This window comes from Ruegeria atlantica (assembly GCF_013032505.1).
Classification (GTDB): Bacteria; Pseudomonadota; Alphaproteobacteria; order Rhodobacterales; family Rhodobacteraceae; genus Ruegeria; species Ruegeria atlantica_F.
On the sequence record NZ_WQCG01000003.1, the window covers coordinates 507975 to 526918 of the forward strand.

Annotated in this window: 24 protein-coding genes; 17 read left to right on the forward strand and 7 right to left on the reverse strand. The window is 57.3% G+C overall.

The window, feature by feature from the left end; genetic code table 11:
• The first annotated feature begins 109 nt into the window (after positions 1 to 109).
• The 12 genes from ffh (at position 110) to GOW92_RS14290 (ending at position 7473) form a co-directional block, all read left to right on the forward strand.
• On the forward strand, positions 110 to 1615 hold the full coding sequence (gene ffh / locus GOW92_RS14235) for a signal recognition particle protein (protein WP_170561249.1): 1506 nt from the start codon (positions 110 to 112) through the stop codon (positions 1613 to 1615).
• Complete coding sequence (locus GOW92_RS14240; RefSeq protein ID WP_170561250.1) at positions 1612 to 2169, forward strand: GNAT family N-acetyltransferase; 558 nt, start codon at positions 1612 to 1614, stop codon at positions 2167 to 2169. The genes ffh and GOW92_RS14240 overlap by 4 nt, the downstream gene beginning before the upstream one ends.
• Complete coding sequence (locus GOW92_RS14245) at positions 2166 to 2717, forward strand: GNAT family N-acetyltransferase (protein WP_170561251.1); 552 nt, start codon at positions 2166 to 2168, stop codon at positions 2715 to 2717. Before GOW92_RS14240 ends, GOW92_RS14245 begins: the two co-directional genes overlap by 4 nt.
• Positions 2714 to 3265 (forward strand): GNAT family N-acetyltransferase, encoded by a 552-nt coding sequence (locus GOW92_RS14250; RefSeq protein ID WP_170561252.1) that lies wholly within the window; start codon positions 2714 to 2716, stop codon positions 3263 to 3265. Before GOW92_RS14245 ends, GOW92_RS14250 begins: the two co-directional genes overlap by 4 nt.
• Positions 3262 to 3558: a chorismate mutase gene (locus GOW92_RS14255; protein WP_170561253.1), complete on the forward strand. Its 297-nt coding sequence runs from the start codon at positions 3262 to 3264 to the stop codon at positions 3556 to 3558. Before GOW92_RS14250 ends, GOW92_RS14255 begins: the two co-directional genes overlap by 4 nt.
• Positions 3559 to 3600: 42 nt before the next feature.
• A complete protein-coding gene (rpsP, locus tag GOW92_RS14260; protein ID WP_170561254.1) occupies positions 3601 to 3990 on the forward strand; it encodes a 30S ribosomal protein S16 in 390 nt (129 codons plus the stop codon).
• 12 nt (positions 3991 to 4002) lie between these two features.
• Positions 4003 to 4638, forward strand: coding sequence for a 5,6-dimethylbenzimidazole synthase (gene bluB / locus GOW92_RS14265; protein ID WP_170561255.1), 636 nt, complete (start codon positions 4003 to 4005; stop codon positions 4636 to 4638).
• A gap of 6 nt (positions 4639 to 4644) precedes the next feature.
• Positions 4645 to 4794 carry a hypothetical protein gene (locus tag GOW92_RS14270; protein WP_170561256.1) on the forward strand — a complete coding sequence of 50 codons (150 nt, stop codon included), beginning with the start codon at positions 4645 to 4647 and terminating at the stop codon, positions 4792 to 4794.
• Positions 4787 to 5290: a ribosome maturation factor RimM gene (gene rimM / locus GOW92_RS14275; RefSeq protein WP_170561257.1), complete on the forward strand. Its 504-nt coding sequence runs from the start codon at positions 4787 to 4789 to the stop codon at positions 5288 to 5290. The genes GOW92_RS14270 and rimM overlap by 8 nt, the downstream gene beginning before the upstream one ends.
• Positions 5290 to 6105, forward strand: a complete 816-nt coding sequence (locus tag GOW92_RS14280; protein WP_170561258.1) for a hypothetical protein — start codon at positions 5290 to 5292, stop codon at positions 6103 to 6105. The genes rimM and GOW92_RS14280 overlap by 1 nt, the downstream gene beginning before the upstream one ends.
• Entirely contained in the window at positions 6102 to 6911 is an 810-nt protein-coding gene (trmD, locus tag GOW92_RS14285) for a tRNA (guanosine(37)-N1)-methyltransferase TrmD (RefSeq protein ID WP_170561259.1), read from the forward strand. The genes GOW92_RS14280 and trmD overlap by 4 nt, the downstream gene beginning before the upstream one ends.
• 199 nt (positions 6912 to 7110) lie before the next feature.
• Positions 7111 to 7473, forward strand: coding sequence for a hypothetical protein (locus GOW92_RS14290; protein WP_170561260.1), 363 nt, complete (start codon positions 7111 to 7113; stop codon positions 7471 to 7473).
• On the opposite strand, the gene GOW92_RS14295 is transcribed toward GOW92_RS14290, so the two are convergent.
• Positions 7470 to 8273 carry a glycoside hydrolase family 25 protein gene (locus tag GOW92_RS14295; protein WP_170561261.1) on the reverse strand — a complete coding sequence of 268 codons (804 nt, stop codon included), beginning with the start codon at positions 8271 to 8273 and terminating at the stop codon, positions 7470 to 7472. The genes GOW92_RS14290 and GOW92_RS14295 overlap by 4 nt on opposite strands.
• Positions 8274 to 8651: 378 nt before the next feature.
• Here GOW92_RS14295 and rplS point away from each other — a divergent pair, with 378 nt between their 5' ends.
• Positions 8652 to 9035 carry a 50S ribosomal protein L19 gene (rplS, locus tag GOW92_RS14300; RefSeq protein WP_142639138.1) on the forward strand — a complete coding sequence of 128 codons (384 nt, stop codon included), beginning with the start codon at positions 8652 to 8654 and terminating at the stop codon, positions 9033 to 9035.
• Positions 9036 to 9046: 11 nt separating this feature from the next.
• Positions 9047 to 9268: a 50S ribosomal protein L31 gene (rpmE, locus tag GOW92_RS14305; protein ID WP_010437577.1), complete on the forward strand. Its 222-nt coding sequence runs from the start codon at positions 9047 to 9049 to the stop codon at positions 9266 to 9268.
• 78 nt (positions 9269 to 9346) lie between these two features.
• Here rpmE and GOW92_RS14310 read toward each other — a convergent pair whose 3' ends face one another.
• The 3 genes from GOW92_RS14310 to GOW92_RS14320 all read right to left on the reverse strand — a co-directional run bounded on the left by GOW92_RS14310 (position 9347) and on the right by GOW92_RS14320 (position 12445).
• Positions 9347 to 9811, reverse strand: a complete 465-nt coding sequence (locus tag GOW92_RS14310; RefSeq protein ID WP_170561262.1) for a GNAT family N-acetyltransferase — start codon at positions 9809 to 9811, stop codon at positions 9347 to 9349.
• A 70-nt stretch (positions 9812 to 9881) separates the two neighbouring features.
• Positions 9882 to 11477: an MFS transporter gene (locus GOW92_RS14315; protein ID WP_170561263.1), complete on the reverse strand. Its 1596-nt coding sequence runs from the start codon at positions 11475 to 11477 to the stop codon at positions 9882 to 9884.
• Positions 11478 to 11557: 80 nt separating this feature from the next.
• Complete coding sequence (locus tag GOW92_RS14320; protein ID WP_170561264.1) at positions 11558 to 12445, reverse strand: AEC family transporter; 888 nt, start codon at positions 12443 to 12445, stop codon at positions 11558 to 11560.
• 217 nt (positions 12446 to 12662) lie between these two features.
• Here GOW92_RS14320 and GOW92_RS14325 point away from each other — a divergent pair, with 217 nt between their 5' ends.
• Positions 12663 to 13472, forward strand: a complete 810-nt coding sequence (locus tag GOW92_RS14325) for a division plane positioning ATPase MipZ (RefSeq protein ID WP_170561265.1) — start codon at positions 12663 to 12665, stop codon at positions 13470 to 13472.
• A gap of 92 nt (positions 13473 to 13564) precedes the next feature.
• Here GOW92_RS14325 and GOW92_RS14330 read toward each other — a convergent pair whose 3' ends face one another.
• The 3 genes from GOW92_RS14330 to GOW92_RS14340 all read right to left on the reverse strand — a co-directional run bounded on the left by GOW92_RS14330 (position 13565) and on the right by GOW92_RS14340 (position 16252).
• Positions 13565 to 14416, reverse strand: a complete 852-nt coding sequence (locus GOW92_RS14330) for a M15 family metallopeptidase (protein WP_368040286.1) — start codon at positions 14414 to 14416, stop codon at positions 13565 to 13567.
• Positions 14417 to 14479: 63 nt separating this feature from the next.
• Complete coding sequence (locus GOW92_RS14335; RefSeq protein WP_170561267.1) at positions 14480 to 15739, reverse strand: adenylate/guanylate cyclase domain-containing protein; 1260 nt, start codon at positions 15737 to 15739, stop codon at positions 14480 to 14482.
• 60 nt (positions 15740 to 15799) lie between these two features.
• Positions 15800 to 16252: a MarR family winged helix-turn-helix transcriptional regulator gene (locus GOW92_RS14340; RefSeq protein WP_170561268.1), complete on the reverse strand. Its 453-nt coding sequence runs from the start codon at positions 16250 to 16252 to the stop codon at positions 15800 to 15802.
• Positions 16253 to 16309: 57 nt separating this feature from the next.
• Here GOW92_RS14340 and hmgA point away from each other — a divergent pair, with 57 nt between their 5' ends.
• Together hmgA and fahA are read left to right on the forward strand one after the other, a co-directional pair.
• Complete coding sequence (hmgA, locus tag GOW92_RS14345; protein ID WP_170561269.1) at positions 16310 to 17665, forward strand: homogentisate 1,2-dioxygenase; 1356 nt, start codon at positions 16310 to 16312, stop codon at positions 17663 to 17665.
• Between the two features lie 22 nt (positions 17666 to 17687).
• Positions 17688 to 18944: a fumarylacetoacetase gene (fahA, locus tag GOW92_RS14350; RefSeq protein ID WP_170561270.1), complete on the forward strand. Its 1257-nt coding sequence runs from the start codon at positions 17688 to 17690 to the stop codon at positions 18942 to 18944.

The window sequence follows — 18944 nt, forward strand, 5'->3', positions numbered from 1 at the left end:
AGGGATCGCCCCCCACCAGCGTGTCACGCCCGTGGGGGCAATTGTGCATTTAACCGGCGCTTCCTACCTAGGAAGAGCCATCAGATAACCGGCTAAGGAGGCCGAAGGCATGTTTGAAAATCTATCCGAACGCCTTTCTGGCGTCTTTGACCGGCTGACCAAACAGGGTGCCCTGTCCGAGGAAGACGTCAAGACCGCCCTGCGCGAGGTTCGGGTTGCCCTGCTTGAGGCTGACGTCTCTCTGCCGGTTGCGCGCGAATTCGTTAAGAAAGTTCAGGAACAGGCCACCGGTCAGGCGGTCACCAAGTCGATCACTCCGGGCCAGCAAGTCGTCAAGATTGTGCATGACGCGCTGGTCGATACCCTGCGCGGCGAGGAAGACCCCGGCGCACTGAAAGTCGACAACCCGCCTGCCCCGATCCTGATGGTCGGTCTGCAAGGTTCAGGTAAGACGACCACTACTGGTAAACTGGCCAAACGCCTGAAAGAGAAAGAGGGCAAAAAGGTCCTGATGGCCTCGCTGGACGTCTATCGCCCGGCGGCGATGGATCAGCTGGCCGTTCTGGGCACGCAGGTTGGCGTGGACACTCTGCCGATCGTGCCCGGTCAGAAACCTGTCGATATCGCCAAGCGTGCCAAGCAGCAGGCGACGCTGGGCGGCTATGACGTCTATATGCTCGACACCGCGGGCCGTCTGCATATCGACGAAGTTCTGATGGACGAGGTCGAGCAGGTCCGAAACGCGGTCGATCCACGCGAGACCCTGTTGGTCGTCGACGGCCTGACCGGACAGGTCGCCGTTGAGGTCGCTGAAGAGTTTGACGCCAAGGTCGGCATCTCGGGCGTGGTCTTGACCCGGATGGACGGCGACGGGCGCGGCGGTGCGGCACTGTCGATGCGAGCGGTCACCGGCAAGCCGATCCGCTTTGTGGGCTTGGGCGAGAAGATGGACGCGCTCGAAACCTTCGAGCCAGACCGGATCGCCGGTCGTATTCTGGGCATGGGCGACATCGTTGCCCTGGTCGAAAAAGCCCAGGAAACGATGGAGATGGAACAGACCGAGCGCATGATGAAGCGCATGGTCAAAGGTCAGTTCAACATGAACGACCTGAAAATGCAGCTGGAACAGATGATCCAGATGGGCGGCATGCAAGGCATGATGGGCATGATGCCGGGCATGGGAAAGATGGCCAAACAGGTCGAAGAAGCGGGCATGGATGACAAGGTGCTCAAGCGCCAGATCGCCATGATCCAGTCAATGACCAAACGCGAACGCGCCAACCCGCAACTGCTTCAGGCGAGCCGCAAGAAACGCATCGCCGCCGGTTCGGGTATGGAGGTAAGCGACCTCAACAAGCTGCTCAAGATGCACCGGCAGATGTCGGACATGATGAAGAAGATGGGCAAGATGGGCAAAGGCAAGATGCTGAAACAGGCCATGAAAGGCATGTTCGGCAAAGGCGGCCCCTCGCCCGAGGAAATGGCCGCGGGTATGGATCCCAAAGCGTTGGAACAGGCGGCCAAGGCAATGGGTGGCAAGATGCCCGGTATGCCTGGCATGGGCGGCGGCATGGCTCTGCCTCCGGGTCTGAGCGGATTTGGAAAGAAAAAGTGACGCCAGCACGCTGCACCCTGCCCCCGTCCGGAAAGGCGGCGATGGCAGCAGCGCAATATCGCGCGGCCCTGCCGGTCATTCAGACCCGGCGGCTGGTCTTGCGCGCGCCCACTTTGGACGACCTGCCGGTGTGGACGTCAGTCTGTGCAGAAAGCTTTGGCGACACTAAGCAAGAAGCCTGGACCGAGTTTTCCTACTATACCTCCGGCTGGCTTCTGCATGGTCATGGACTGTTCTCAGTCACTTTAAAAGACGTCGGTCAGGTCATTGGCTTTGTCATTCTGGGCTTGGAATGGGACGATCAAGAACCCGAGCTTGGCTATGTTTTCAGCGCCGAATACCGCAAGCAAGGCTACGCTACTGAGGCCTGTACTGCCGTTCGCGACTTCGGTTTTGACCTGCTCGGGTCCGGCCAGTTCGTAAGCTATGTGTCGGCATCCAACGCCCGCTCGAATGCGCTGGCTCAACGCCTTGGTGCGTCCCGTGACGCCACGGCCGAGAGCGCCTTTGACGCAGACCAGCATGTCTGGCGCTATGGCGAGGTGCCGGCATGACACTTTCCATGGCGATCCCGACGCTGGAAACCGAACGCCTGATCATGCGTGCGCCCCGCGAGACTGACTTCGCAGCCGAGGCCGAGTTCTTTGTCAGCGACGCCTCAAAATTCGTCGGCGGCCCAAAACGCCCGGACGAAACATGGCGCGCAATGGCGATGCTGCTGGGCCATTGGGCCATGCGCGGCTATGGATTCTGGGGCGTCGAGGAAAAAACCACCGGCACCTATGTCGGCCATGTGGGCCTGTGGTTCCCACATAGTTGGCCCGAGCCCGAAATCGGCTGGACGTTGATGAATAACGCCACCGGCAAAGGTTACGCGACCGAGGCCGCTCTCGCCGCGCGAGCGCATGCCTATGATGTGCTGGGGTGGGAAACGGCAATTTCTCTGATCGACCCGGACAATCTGGGCAGCAAGGCCGTGGCCGAAAGGCTGGGCGCGCAGTTTGATTATACCTACGAACACCCGGGTTTCGGTACAATGCAGGTCTGGCGGCACCCTGCCCCGGCCGATCTGGTGAATGGCGGGATCGAGGCCTACTCATGACGTCGTACACCATCCCCACCGTTGAAACAGAAAACCTGATCCTGCGGGCACCACAAGAAGGTGATCTGCCCGCAATGACGGCTTTCTTCGCGTCGGAACGCAGCCGTATGGTCGGTGGACCAAAAACTCCGCTGGAGGCATGGCGGTCGCTTTTGGGCCGGTTCGGGCACTGGGCCATCATGGGTTACGGCGGTTGGCACATCGTTGAAAAGGCAAGCGGCGCGTTTGCAGGCTGGACCGGGATCATCAACGCCCCGGGCTGGGATGAGCCGGAATTGGGTTGGGTCGTTTTCGACGGCTTCGAAGGCAAGGGCATTGCGTACGAAGCTGCGATGGCTGCCCGCGACTATGCTGCCCAACACCAGGGGGTGAACGGCCCGATCTCATACATCGCCCACGCGAATGACCGCTCGCGTGCTTTGGCCGAACGTCTTGGTGCCACTTATGAGCGCGAAGGCGAGGTTGTGGGCGAACGCTGTCAGGTTTGGCGGCACCCGAAACTCGATACTACTGACACCGCTTTGACCGCTGAGAGGACCGGCCAATGAACAACCCTGTGACACGGGCTGCGACGTTGCTGAAAGAGCATCGCGAAAGCATTGATCGGCTGGACGCGATCCTTGTCTACACGTTGGGCGAGCGGTTCAAGCACACCCAGGCCGTTGGCAAGCTCAAGGCCGAACACGAACTTCCCCCGTCCGATCCTTCGCGCGAAGCCGCGCAGATCGCACGGTTAGAAGAACTGGCGAAAGAGGCCGATCTGGACCCCGATTTCGCCAAGGCTTTTCTGAATTTCATCATTCAGGAAGTCATCCGACACCACAAGAAACACCAGAACTAAACCGGTGAACCACCGGATACGCCATTCAAAGGAGATACCACCATGGCAATGAAAATTCGTCTCGCCCGCGGCGGCTCGAAAAAGCGTCCTTTCTATCGCATCGTAGCGGCTGACAGCCGTATGCCCCGCGATGGTCGCTTCATCGAAAAGCTGGGCACCTATAACCCGCTGCTGCCCAAAGACAGCGAAGAGCGCGTGAAAATGAACATGGAGCGCGTTCAGTACTGGCTGGACCAGGGCGCACAGCCCACCGACCGTATCGCACGTATGCTGGAAGCTGCCGGCACCCGCGACAAGGCCGAGCGCAACAACCCCAACAAGGGCACCCCGGGCAAGAAAGCTCAGGAACGCGCAGAAGAAAAAGCTGCAAAGGCTGCTGAAGCTGCCGAAGCGGCTGCTGCGCCGGCTGAAGAAGCAGCAGCAGAAGAGTAAGCAGGTCGGCGCGTGCAGGATCAGGACTTCACCGACGATTTTCGCACGCAGTTCGAACTGTTGATGCGGCTCCGGCGCGATGTGCGCCGGTTCCGCACCGATCCCGTGGACGAGGCGGTGCTGACGCGCTGCCTCGACACATTTCGACTGGCCCCTTCAGTGGGGCTGAGCGAACCCTGGCGCGTCATTCGCGTCGAAAGCGAAGCGGCGCGTGCCGCAGCGCTGGAGAATTTCCAAAACGCCAACGAAACGGCCCTTGCGGGATACTCGGGTGACAAGGCGCTGAAATATAGCCGCCTCAAGCTGTCCGGCATGCAGGAAGCGCCTGTTCAGCTGGCCGTTTTCTCAGACGAGACGACCAACAAAGGACTTGGGCTGGGCGCGGGCACGATGCCCGAGATGCGCCGCTATTCCGTCGTTGCCGCGATCACCCTGTTCTGGCTTGCTTTGCGGGCCGAGGGGCTGGGGCTGGGCTGGGTTTCAATCCTTGATCCCGAACGGATGAAACGCGATCTGAGTGTGCCGGACGATTGGTCATTGGTGGGCTACTACTGCGTGGGATGGCCCGAAGAAATGTCAGAAAGACCCGAACTTGAGCGCGCCGGCTGGGAACAGCGCAGCGCCCGGTTGCATATCGAAACCCGGTAAAGCCAGATGTTCGGACTGATACGACTTCCCATCCTGCTGCTGATCGCCTTTATTGTGGGTGTGTTCTTTGAGCGCAACAATCAACGCGAGGCATGTGCCCCGCTGGGCGACTGGCAGGACGGGCTATGTGTAACGACGGAAGGGCCAAATGAGTGATCTGATCTGCGTAGGCAGCATTGCGGGGTCTTACGGCGTGCGCGGCGAAGTGCGGCTGAAAAGTTTTTGCGCAATCCCCGAGGATATCGAGGCCTATTCCCCCCTGACCGACGAAGACGGCAAGGAACGGTATCCGCTGGTCCTGACCCGTCCGATCAAGAACGGTTTTGCCGCCCGCCTGGGGGGGATTGAGACCAAGGAACAGGCTGACGCCATCAACGGCTTGCGCCTGTTTGCACGGCGCGATCAACTACCGTCATTGCCTGATGATGAATTCTATCACACTGACCTAATTGGCCTTGAGGTCTATGATACCGGCGGGACGTTGCTGGGTCGTGTTAAGTCGGTACAAAACCACGGCGCTGCCGATCTGTTGGAATTGCATGGACCGGGGCTAAAAAGCACTGTTTTGCTGCCCTTCACGCTTGAGGTTGTTCCGACCGTGGATCTGGACAAAGGCCGCATCATCGTAGATCCACCCGAAGGGTTGATCTGATGCGGCGTGTTCTGCTGCATCTGGGGCTGCATAAGACCGGAACCACTGCGGCACAGTCGTTTTTGTATGAAAACCGCGAGTTGATCTGGCCACATTTTGCGCTGCTGCTGCCTTACAAGACGCGCAAATTTGGACTGTCAGGTGCAGCAACCCGGCATTCCATCTATGGGACCGTTGGCACACTGTCCGAGTTCAGCACGCTGACCCGAGAATACTTAGCCACGCGGAATTTCGGCACCAAACGCAGCCTGATCGTTAGCGAAGAGAATTTCAGTGGTCTGCGGCCCAGTCGCAATATCGAACAGGGATATGCCGCCGCGCCGGATCTGGCTGCGGGTCTAGTGGACGCAGTCAACGACCGGTTCGCGGATCAGGAGGTCGAGATCACGATCTACCTGTCCCTGCGCCAGCGTGGATCGTGGTTGCGCAGTCTTTGGGCCCATGATCTTCAGAGAACCCGCGAGGTTCAGGATTTCGAAACCTTCCGCGCGAATATGGATCACCTGCCCCCGCTCGAAGAAACGGTCTCGGATATCCGCAAGAAACTGCCTTCGGTCACAGTGGTGGAAGAGTGGTTAGAAGAGATGCAATTGCGACGCTTTGGTCCCGGTACGCCATTTGCCGAATTCCTGGACTTACCGCGGGAAAAAGCGCGGCTATTGGTGCCGCCCACAAAATCCAATAGCAGGCTGCCGGAAAACGTGTTGGCCGAGTTGCTTACGCTTAACCGATCCCATTTGGGCGAAGCAGAACTGACCCGCCAAAAGGCGCTGGTCGTAGAGCGGGCGAAAAACGCGATGGTCAGCACGATATGACAGAAAAGCCAAGTAAATCCCACGGGCGCAAAGCGATCCGACCCGCGCTGAAGCCGCGTGAGTTGATGACCCCAACACCTGATCTGCACGGGGTATGGAAGGCGAAAATCATCACCCTTTTCCCGTCGGCCTTTCCCGGCGTTCTCGGCGAAAGCCTGACGGGAAAAGCCCTGCAAGAAGGGCTGTGGCAGTTAGAGACAGTGGATCTGCGCCAGTTCGGAATTGGCAAACATCGCAATGTCGACGACACACCCGCTGGCGGCGGCGCGGGTATGGTGTTGCGTGCAGACGTTCTGGGCGAAGCGATTGAGCACACAATGTCAGGTGTGCAAGGCAACTGGCCGTTGATCTACCTCAGCCCGCGCGGTCGCCGGATGGACCAGCGCATGATGCAGAATCTTGCACGTTGTGATGGCATGACCCTGCTCTGCGGCCGGTTCGAAGGCGTCGATGAACGGGTGCTGGAACATTACGGCATTCAGGAAGTCAGCCTTGGGGATTTCGTGATGACCGGCGGCGAGATCGCAGCCCAGGCGCTGATCGATGCAACGGTACGTTTGACTCCAGGCGTCTTGGGCAATCAGGCCTCGGCCGAAGAGGAAAGTTTTTCCTCGGGTCTTTTGGAACATCCGCAATATACCCGACCCGCAGATTGGAAAGACCGCTCAATCCCTGACGTCCTGATGTCTGGCCATCATGGGCGCATCGCCGAATGGCGTCACCAGATGTCCGAAGAGATCACCCGCAAGCGACGCCCTGATCTGTGGGAACGCTATGTGGATTCCGGGGACGAGACACAGGACTGATACCCCGAGTGTGGCTTGTATGCAGCACGTTCCTGTATTTAGCGAACACCACTTGAAGCTGATGTTATGAAAAAATACTCACCTTTAAGATATTGCAAAATGCGATTTCAATTCAACGCATAACAGGCTGCTAAATGAAAAAAAAATCATATGCTTAGCTGTGCTTGCCCTTTCAGCTTGCACAACCAAGCCTCTTGAGATGGCAGTGCCCACTCAGGCGGGCCATAACCTACACTCCGCAAAGGTCGCCGTGCAATCATGCGCCGCCGAGGAAGATATTGGGGGCAACAGCGCGGTGATTGGTGGATACGCCACGAATATCCTGCTGTGGGGCGTGATCCTGGGCCCCATCGTCACGGCGCCCTTCGACGATAAGCTTCGCTCACAGGGTGAAATTGACCAGGTGCACCGCTGCATGACCGAACTTGGTTTCGAGCGACGCGAACTGACTGATGGAGAGCGGTTCTGGCTGCATCACACATCTGGCGAAGAACGTGTACGCCGTCTGGATCACCTTGTGGCCGGAGGAACCATTGAAACTTATGGGGCACCAAGCGGCTAAGCGCCCCCCGCCTTCCATCTGGCCCATATCTCAGGCGGGCCGTTGAATGTGTTGATGTCCACTTTCCCCTGAACGCCAGGAACCAAACCCGTGCCCGTATACTGCCAAAACCGCCACGCGGCCTTGGGGTAAACGTTGCGCGGGTGCCCGGCGACCGACCGCAGCCAGAATTCCGTCTTGGGCAGGCGGGCGATATCGGTGTCACCATAGAAATCCACGGTCGTATAGACGATCGGACGGCGGCCATAGTGGCGTTCCAGGATATCAAGGAACCGCTTCGCCTCGGACCGAACTGTCGCGCCATCAGGTCGTATGGTGCAGGTCTTGGAATGTGGCGTCCATTCCATGTCCAGCACATGCGGCAGGTCTGCACCTTTAGGCACATTCTCGATGAACCACTTCGCCTGCTCATGGGCAGGTCGACAGAAGTAATAGTAGTGATACGCGCCCCACGGCACGCCTGCTGCTTGCGCACCGCGACGGTGATCTTCAAACAAGGGGTCGGCGACGTCGCCCCCTTCGGTGGCTTTGATGAACACGAAACTGACGCCAGATGACTTGGCCTTTCGCCAGTCAATCGGGCCCTGCCATCGCGAAACATCGAGCCCATGAACCGGATAATGACCCGGATGCCGTCCCTCCCATTCATGCGGCTTGGCATCCCCAAAGCTTGGGAAAATGACCGACGGCGACGTGGTGCTCAAAAATGCCTTTGGTTCGACCTGTTGGGGTGGCGGGCTGCTGCGACCGCAGGACAGGGTCGCGAAGGCCATAACAGCCAGCATCAATGCTGTACGCATGGTATGTTCCTGTTCCAAATTTCTGCTCTTATAATTCCCTCTAGAATGCCCGATCTGCCTGACAAGGCAACGGTGTTGTTGACGAACGGCGAAAACCTACCATTCAGCCCCGATCTTTATAGTGATTCAGGCTTGATCCCTGCGCGCAAAGGCCTTAAAGCAGCGCAATCCGGTGCCGCGTCATGCGACTCCGGTGTTTTGGTTTGAATCATGGCGTGACGCCCGGCTTTCTTCGGCCACGGCGCGGCAGGGCAGACCAGGCATAAGGAACATTCGATCTGACCTCTGGCGGGCTGTTCGCAGGACCCGGTGAAGACCAAGAGCTCTCAGGCCGTGCTTAACTTCGTGGACCAACCACGAGCAGATAGGAGAAATGCGATGGACCTGATCGCACAGCTTGAGGCGGAACAGATTGCCGCCCTGGGGAAAGACATCCCCGATTTCAAAGCCGGTGACACCATCCGTGTCGGCTTTAAAGTGACCGAAGGGTCGCGCACCCGTGTGCAGAACTACGAAGGCGTCTGCATCGCCCGCAAAGGCGGCAACACCATCGCCGGTGCGTTCACCGTTCGTAAGATTTCGTTTGGCGAAGGCGTAGAACGTGTGTTCCCGCTGTATTCGACCAACATCGATAGCATCACCGTTGTACGCCGTGGCCGCGTCCGTCGCGCCAAACTGTACTACCTGCGCACCCGCCGTGGTAAATCCGCGCGTATCGCAGAAGTCACCAACTACAAGCCCAAAGCTGGCGCCGAAGCGTAAGGAACGGAAAGATGAAAAAAGACATCCATCCCGATTATCACGTCATCGACGTCAAAATGACCGATGGCACCGTGGTTCAGATGAAATCCACCTGGGGCGCCGAAGGCGATCAGCTGGCTCTGGAAATCGACCCCTCTGTGCATCCTGCATGGACCGGTGGTTCGTCGCGCCTGTTGGACGCCGGCGGCCGTGTGTCGAAGTTCAAGAAAAAATACGAAGGTCTGGGCTTCTAAGCCGGAACCTTTTGAGATGCGAAAGGCCGCTCCATCCGGGGCGGCCTTTTTTGCATCGTAGACGTGAATTCTTCGCTGCTAGTAAAGCCGCATGATCAACTCGACTTCGCCGTCGACAAGTCTGCCGGTCGGGACAAAGCCAAACGCTTGATAAAGTGGCAGCGCGCTGCCGGGTTCGTCGACAACGCTGATCACAAGGTTGGCGCGCCCCTTCTTCAAAGCAACCGATTTTGCGAATTCCAGCGCTGCCTTCCCATAACCGCGCCCTTGTTGGGATTTATCGACCATCAGCCGCCAGATGTAGACCCCGTCCGGGTCATCTCCGTCATCCAAGTCCGCGTCGGGATGCGCCATGTCGATAGTGGCAAGCAGCCCGACCGGTTCATCACCGTTCCAAATGCCGTAAATGTCCGATCCGGACTCAAAAATCGACTGCGCCATTGTCATCAGATTTGTCGCGACAAATCCTGCCTGATCATCACGTACGGTCAGAGCCGCTAACGGGCGCAGGGTTTTTTGGGAAAGTAGTATAAATTCAACCATGGAAACCCCCTATCACAGCGGGATGCCCAGTGGGAGAGTTTCGGACTGCCGGAACAGGCTCCGTCAGTACTCAGTCCTTCTCGCGCGTCAACTCGGCCGCGCTATGAACAGGTGGTACCGGCCCTCGCAGTAGCATCAGCGCCAAAGCCATCCCGCCCGAAGCCGCAGCAGCAGCGACCAGCATCGCGCTACCAAAGGCGTTATCCTGCAAATCCCGCAGCGCTTTGGCCAGGGCATTGCTAGTTTCCGGGTCCATTTTCGCAATCAATTGCTGGATCTGGCTGGGCGTACCATGGGTAATGGCATGGGCCAGATCCTCTCTCTGGGCGGACCCGGTAGGCAAGGCATTTATGACCTCAGATAGACCTCTACGCTTCGTTATCGCCTCGGCCAGACCACCAACTACAGCGCCAAGGGTCGCTCCGAAATAAAGGCAGGCATTGATCACCCCGGACCCCTGCCCCACGTGCTCTTCCGGTAGTACACGCAGACCAAGCCGGGGTAAGAGTGAAAAACAGATGCCCAACCCGATTCCGACGATCATCAGCTTCCACCAGATCTCGGCGTATTGCGTGGTATTTGTGGTGCTCATCAACAACAGAAATCCGCAGGCCATCGCCCCCAATCCAATCGCGATAGGCCACTGAAAGCTGTAGGGCGCAAGGAAACGGGGTGCAGTGACCGAGATCACAAACATGCTGAGGCTGAGCGGCATGATCGCCAATCCAGCCCCGATGGGCGAATACCCGAAGGCGTCCGGGGATTGTACGAACGTGTTGAAATAGACAAAGAAACAAAACAGTGTGAAGCCGGTGAAGAACATGCCCACCGCGGCCATGAAGTAGCGCGGATGCTTGAAGTATCTTAGCTCGATCAATGGGTCGTCGCTGCGGCGGGACACGATGACAAGGATGATTGTCGCTACCGCCGCGACACCCAGTGGAACCAACGTCATCGGCGTTGCCCACCCACTGCTTTCGCCGTTGCTGAGCGCGAAAGAAAGCGGCCCAAGAAACAACAACAACGCAAAGGCGCCCGGATAATCAAATCTGGCCCCGGCCTGACGCGTGTCCGGAACGTACCCTCGTCGGCTGACATGCAACCCAATCAGGAAGGCTAATACAAGCAACACCAGATCGGTCGCGAACACAGCCCGCCAGCTGATGTAGTGGGCAAAGGCACCGCCAACGATCGGCCCGACGCCGATGGCCAGACCGACGATTGCCCCCCATGCGCCAGTGGCACCTGCACGCTTCTCTTCGGGGGTCGCGGCAGTCAACAGAGAAAGCGACGTTCCGAACAATGCGGCGGCACCCGCGCCTTGCGCACCGCGCCCGAACAACAGCATTGCTCCGTCCTGCGCAAACAAAACCGAAGCAGAGCCGATAGCAAAAACAATCATGCCAAAGAAAAACACGCCCATCTTGCCGGTAATATCCCCCAACCGGCTGACAATCGTGACCAGAGTGGCGCTGGCCACCGTATAGGTCGCCATCACCCATTGCAGGCCCGATGGAGTCAAATCGAACTCGGCCTTGAGGTTGGGCAGAATGGTCGCCACCGCCGTTGTATTGAAACCGACAACCATCATGCAAATGGCCGTCATTGCCAGAACAACGCGGGAGCCCCCCTCGTGGGTTGGGTCAGAAAGTGTCTCGTCAGTCATATATCCACCCCAAACTCATTGTTCTTAAATGCAATTAATCAGCAGTTTAGCAAATTTTTCCAACACGCATAGGGGCGGCTTTAGATCCAGTAAGACAGCGCGAGCGGCAGGACAACAATCGTGGCCAGCGTCGACACAAGGATAAAACCCGCAACATCCGGCCCGTATTCCGGTACGTGTTGGTCGATGAACAGGTAAGTCGCCACCGAGGACGGCATCAGGCAACACAGGATCACCGCCCCGCGCTCGGCCCCGGTGAAACCGAAAACCCAGACCAGAGAGCTGGCGATTGCGATCGCCATGACCAAATGCAGAACCGTCAGCAATACTGCCCGGCCCAGGCTTTTGATCTGCAACGTCGCCAGCGTATGGCCCAGCGTCAGTAGCATCAGCGGGATCGACAACCCTCCGAGAATATCAAAGGACTTTTCGATCGGCTGGGGCAGACTTGATCCGGTCGCCATAAGGGTCAGCGACAAGATCACCGCATAGATTATTGGGGACGTGGCAATTCTCCTCGGCGAAAACTCACCCGCCGGTATCCACATGCCGACGGTAAAAATGCTGATCAGCACAACCACCACAAAGCCCATCGTGTAGGCCATTCCCGCATCGCCCAGCGCGAGCAGCGTAATCGGCAGCCCGATATTGCCAACATTCCCGTGCATCAGCGGTGTTAAAAATGCTCGTATGGGAAGGCGCATGACCTTGAGCGCAAGAAACCCCAAAACCCCAAAAGCCGCAATCGCGAGCGCTGCGGCTGTCATTACGTCCAGAAATGTGCCGACCGTTATTTTGGTGGCGGACAGGTGCGAAATGATCAGGGTCGGGTATCCAACGCGCGAGACGATCCCGCCAATAACCTTGTTGTCGAACGGTGCTTTGAGCACAGCAAGGGCGTACCCGATTCCGGCGCAGATCAATACCGGCAGAACCACGTTCAGGACGTTCAAAAACAGATGGTCCAACCAGTTCTCCTGCTGCAAAACCCTGATTTGAACAGTGAAACAGCCGATCCGCTTTGGCAAGCGCGCGTCCTAACCGACACACCCGATTGAGTTTTCCAAATTAGAGCCTGATATTGCCCCGCTAGGGCGCTTGGGGTTCTTCCATTCCCGGCCTCCACAACATATAGTGGTCGACAACAACGTGTGGTTAAGCACGGCGGGACGTGGGAATACAAGCATGGCACATATCATCGTAGTGGGGAACGAGAAGGGTGGCGCAGGCAAATCGACCGTGTCGATGCACGTGGCCACCGCGCTGGCGCGTTTGGGTCACAAGGTCAGCACACTGGACCTTGATCTTCGGCAGCGCAGCCTTGGCCGGTACTTCGAGAACCGCGAGAATTTTCTAAAAAATTCGGACCTGACCCTGCCCAGCCCGCGGCACCACGATCTGCCCGAGATCGACGCGTCCAAGCTGAAGCCTGGCGAGAATATCTATGACCACCGCCTGTCTGCCGCAGTGGCCGAGCTGGAAAGCGATAGCGATTTCATCCTGATCGACTGCCCCGGATCACATACCCGCCTTAGCCAAGTGGCGCATTCCTTGGCCGACACTCTGATCACGCCACTCAACGACAGCTTCATCGACTTTGACCTTCTGGCGCGTATTGACTCCAAGGGTGAGAAAATTCTTGGCCCGTCGGTCTATTCGGAAATGGTCTGGAACGCCCGCCAACTGCGCGCGCAAGCAGGACTAAAGCCCATCGACTGGGTGGTCGTCCGCAACCGGGTCGGTACCCAACGCATGGTCAACAAGGAAAAGATGCAACGCGCAATTGAGATGCTGTCCCAGCGCATCGGATTCCGCGTCGCCTCGGGCTTTTCCGAACGGGTTATCTTCCGCGAACTGTTCCCGCGCGGCCTTACCCTGCTGGATCTCAAGGATATCGGGGTCAAACAACTGAACATTTCGAACATCGCCGCGCGGCAAGAGCTGCGCGACATGATGAAAGAGTTGAACCTTCCGGGCGTTGAGATCGACTTCTGACGAACCGGCGTTCGACTGATCTGTAAGTGCGTCAACCGGTTCATTAACGCCTCAAGTCAAGCTTGAACCGTCTTTCCGGCAACCTTCAAAGGTCACTGCGGAACGGCGTGATAGCCGTACCAAGCGAAGCATTGTGTTCCGGATTCTAACTGCTTGTTGAACATGTACATCTGATTTCCGTAGTCAAAGTGCCAGTACTCCGATGCGTAGTTGGTGAAACCGACCTTCCGCATCACCCAATACAACAAACGACGATTCAATAGCGCGGTGTTGTCAGGCTCGATCCGCCCGGCACGCTGTTCGCGTTCAAGATAGTCAGTATGGGAAATTGCACTCAGGTCGTCGAAGGCCGCGCCCATATCCAGCCCTTCGCCAGTTTGAAGGCTCCGCAAAACAACATCGACTGAAGCCCCTGTTGAATGGGTTGGCCAAGTCGTTTCGTTCTCCGGATCGAAATGACGAGGATCTGAGCAATATTGCCGTGTGCGGGCTTCCAACTCGGGCTGAGAAAGCTCCGGATAATCCTGGGCCGCTTTCCCTACTGCCCATGACCACAAATCCCGCTGCGTGGAAATAGAACGATAAGCATCGTAAACGACAAGCTCGCACCCATTTTCCGCCAAGGCGGCATTCGCGGCTTGCAACATCGGTACAATACCAGCCCTACACCATGTTCTGGCCAAGCTGCCCTTGATTTGCCTGCCATAGGGTGGGTTTGACCCATCCGAGAGATGATAATAAGGCACAACCGCTATTCCATGCGACCCAACATCAACAAGCGGTTCTGATCCGCGGGGATCTGTGTGATCAAATTCGATGCCATGATAGCCCCGCGTATCGAGCTCATCATTCCGGATCGGGATGGGTGGAAACTCGACTCTATCCACGATTTCAACGCCTCTTGTTCTGAATGCCACCCCAAGAAAGAGGCGCGAAGCCTTCATGTCAACTTTGAGGGCACACAGAAGCCGGGCAATCAGAGCAGCCCATCCAAACTGCAAGCAGGCTCAGTTCGGATCTTTGAATCCGCATTGTTCCTCTGACCTGTAAACGGTAAAAAGTTCCTTCGGTTCAGCTACGCCGCGCAACATATAGCGACCGACTGAGACAAGCTCTGAGGCGCAGGGTTGCGCCGCGCGGGCCACGTCGTCCGAAATCAAAATACGTTGCCCCAGCGACCGATGCATGCCGGCAATCCGCGCGGTTTGGTTGACGGTCGGTCCGATGACTGTGAAGTCCAACCGGTTCTCGGATCCGATATTGCCATACAGAATCTCGCCTGCGTGCAACGCCAGTGTATAGTTCGACACAGGCAGACCATCATCAGTGCGTTGCGCGTTCAGGTCCGCCATTCTTTTCTGTAATTCAGCGACGGCCATCATTGCCGCCCGCGCGTCCGCATCGATCTCGCCCACATCGAACATGGCCATCAGCCCGTCCCCCATGAACTTGAGAATACTTCCACCGCATTGATGGACCACGTCAATCACAGCCGCCAGATACTCGTTCAGCATCTCGATCAGCGCATTACCCGGCAGATTTTCGGACAGGCTAGTGAACCCCTCAAGGTCAAAATTCCAGATTACTGCGTCGATCTGCTGAAGCGAACCACGCCTGATTTCGCCGGACAAAACACGACGGCCGGCATCACGGCCCAAATAGACGCGCATCAGGTCCTTCGAAATACGCTCGTTGTTGGCCGATTTCAAAGCCAGTCCAAGGTGCGGCAGGGCCGTATTGATCAGGGCCAAATCGCTGTCCTTGAACCCCTCGGGCGCATTAGACGTCCACGACAGCAATACACCGCTTACTGCCTCTTCGGCGTCTTTCGGCTGATTGTGCGTCGGAACGTTAAACGACACGCCCGTCGCGTAGTACTCGGTGGCACCATGTTCGCGCAGTTCATTCAGCAAAGGAAAACGGCTGGGTTGGTTCTGATCTACCAACCGTTCGTGAACGACGCTCAGGCCTTCATTCAGAACAGCAAAGAGAGGGCTGGCTCGCCATTGCTCGCTGGGCTGTTCCGAGTATTCAAACTTCTGATACTCGCCGCCTTTGCCGTGATACCAGCTATAGCCGGTGCCGCCATAAACCGGATGAAGGGTCGACTGGGCCGCATGAAATCGCATCAGAGGAACGCCCAGGTCGACCAGACGATTACAGTACTCTTCCAGCAATTCTTCTTTCTCGACACCCTCAAGCCCGCGCGTCACCAGCCAGTTGATAAGATCGCTTGATTTTGCCACATCGGCATCTGAGGTCGTCATGTTTTGTCCCATTTTTGTTCTGGGTCCCATCTGGGAACGACGACGGTGAATTACCAGTGCTCAATCCATATGAGCCAGGCGCCGAAGCATTTTGCGCAACAAAGCCGCCTCATCACGAGAAAACAGGCCAGCAAGCTTTGCATTATATGCCTCGGCCGCCTGGCGCAGGTCCGTATAAGCGGTCCGCCCCGTGGGTGTCAGCGTCAACCGTTCGACCCGGCGGTCGGATGTGTCGCGCATGCGGGTCAAGTATCGACGCTGCTCCAGTTTCGATACGGCGCGGCTGACCTTGGTTTTGTGGATTCTGGCGCGCAAACCGATCTCTTTGGCCGTCATCTCACCGTAGTTTCCAAGATGAAACAGTACCCGCCATTCTGTTCGCAACATTCCATAGCGGTCCTTATAGAGTTGCTGAAACTCCAGCGAACTCTCCTCGGCAGCTCGATTCAGCAGGTAAGGCAAGAAATCCTGCGGATCAAAGTCATCATTTTTGGCTGTATTACTCTTTGTCATGCTTGTTAGTTACAAAATCAACTATTATCCGACAAGCAGCAAACGGAGGAACACGGAATGAACCATCCGACGGATCCGCATGAAATGACCCAAGCCAGCACGCCCGTTGGCACGCAAGCGGGCTATATGCCCGGCTTTGGAAATGATTTTGAGACCGAAGCCCTGCCCGGCGCGCTGCCGCAGGGGATGAACAGCCCGCAGCGCTGCAACTATGGTCTTTACGGTGAACAGCTTAGCGGCACCGCATTTACAGCCAACCCACCTGAGCGTACGTGGTGCTATCGCATCCGCCCATCGGTAAAGCATTCGCACCGTTACGAAAAAATCGACCTGCCGCACTGGAGATCAGCGCCTTGTGTCGACCCCGATGTGATCAGCCTTGGGCAGTACCGTTGGGACGCGGTGCCTCATTCCGATGAGGGGCTGACATGGCTGACCGGTATGCGCACGATGACCACCGCAGGCGATGTGAACACCCAGGTTGGTATGGCCAGCCACATCTATCTGGTCACCGAATCGATGGTGGATGACTACTTCTTTTCGGCCGATTCCGAGATGTTGGTGGTGCCGCAGGAAGGCCGTCTGCGGTTTTCGACAGAACTGGGCATCATTGATCTTGAGCCTAAGGAAATCGCCATTCTTCCCCGCGGTCTGGTCTATCGGGTCGAAGTGCTGGAAGGCCCTGCACGCGGGTTTGTCTGCGAGAACTACGGGCAAAAGTTTGAATTGCCGGGACGCGGCCCGATCGGGGCGAACTGCATGGCCAATCCACGCGATTTCAAGGCTCCGGTCGCTGCGTTTGAAGATCGTGAGGCACCATCGACTGTTACTGTCAAATGGTGCGGGCAGTTCCATACCACGAAGATCGGTCAAAGCCCGCTGGACGTGGTGGCGTGGCACGGCAATTACGCGCCCTACAAATATGATCTGCGCACCTATTGCCCAGTCGGCGCGATCTTGTTCGACCACCCCGATCCATCTATTTTTACCGTGCTCACCGCTCCTTCAGGCCAGCCGGGGACAGCCAATATCGACTTTGTCCTGTTCCGCGAACGCTGGATGGTAGCCGAGGATACTTTCCGCCCGCCCTGGTATCACAAGAACATCATGTCCGAGTTGATGGGCAACATTTACGGCCAGTACGACGCCAAACCGCAGGGCTTTGTTCCCGGCGGGATGAGCCTTCACAACATGATGCTGCCGCACGGGCCGGATCGGGAAGCATTTGAGAAAGCCTCAAACTCCAACTTGGGGCCGGATAAATTGGACAACACGATGTCCTTTATGTTCGAAACCCGCTTCCCGCAGCACCTGACACCATTTGCAGCCAACGAAGCCCCGTTGCAGGATGACTACATCGACTGCTGGACGTCGCTTGAAAAAAAGTTCGACGGCACACCGGGCAAGAAGTGACACCCAAAAGAGGTCTGAATAAATGCCATTGATGAAATCCTGGGTAGCTTCGGCCAACGACGCCGATCACCCGTTTCCCCTGAACAACCTGCCTTACGGTGTTTTCTCGACCGAAGGCGGCGATCCGCGCTGTGGCGTCGCGATTGGTGACATGATCTTGGATGTCACCGCCGCTGAGACCAATGGTCTAATAGAACTGGCCGACGAGCCGCTCTTTGACCTGCCCTTCTGGAACCCTTTGATGGAGGAAGGTCCCGCGGTTTGGGCCGCATTGCGCAACCGTTTGACCACGTTGTTGGCTGACAGGGCCGAAGAACAGGAGCAGGTTGAGCCGCTGCTTGTCGCCCAAAGCGAAGCAGAAATGCATCTGCCATTTGCCGTCAGCGAATACACAGACTTCTATGCCGGGCGCTACCATGCGCAAAACGTGGGCACCATGTTCCGCGGGCCGGAAAACGCCCTGCCCCCGAACTGGTTGCACATTCCTATCGGCTATAACGGCCGAGCATCTTCGGTTGTTGTGTCGGACACGAGTATTCGCCGACCATGGGGTCAGCTGAAATCACCCGATCATGATCGCCCCACTTTTTTGCCCAGCCGCCGCTTTGACATCGAGCTTGAGATGGGTGCGATTGTCGGGACGCCCTCGGACGGCCCCATTTCCGTTCAGGAGGCTGACGACAACATCTTTGGTTACGTTTTGCTGAACGACTGGTCCGCACGCGATATCCAGGCATGGGAGTATCAACCGCTGGGGCCGTTTCAGGCCAAAGCCACTGCCACGTCGATTAGCCCGTGGATCGTGACCAAAGCTGCATTGGAGCCCTTTCGATGCGACACGCCTGCGCGCGAATTCGAGCTTCTGGACCACCTGAAAGATTGTGGCCCGATGCTGTATGACATTGGTCTTGAAGTCACGATGGCACCTGACGGCAAGGACGCTTCAACGATTGCGCGGACGAATTACAAGGAAATGTATTATTCGGCAGCACAGCAATTGGCGCACCATTCAACTTCGGGCTGCCCGATGAACACCGGCGATCTGTTGGGGTCTGGCACGATTTCCGGACCCACCAAGCCAGAGCGGGGCTCGCTTCTGGAACTCAGCTGGGGTGGGAAAGAGCCGCTAACCCTGGATACCGGCGAAACCCGTACATTTATCGAGGATGGCGACACGCTGACCCTGAAAGGTGCCGCTAAGGGCGACGGTTACACCATTGGATTTGGCGACTGCGTCGGGACCGTGCTGCCCGCCCTAAAAAACCCGTACACCCGATAA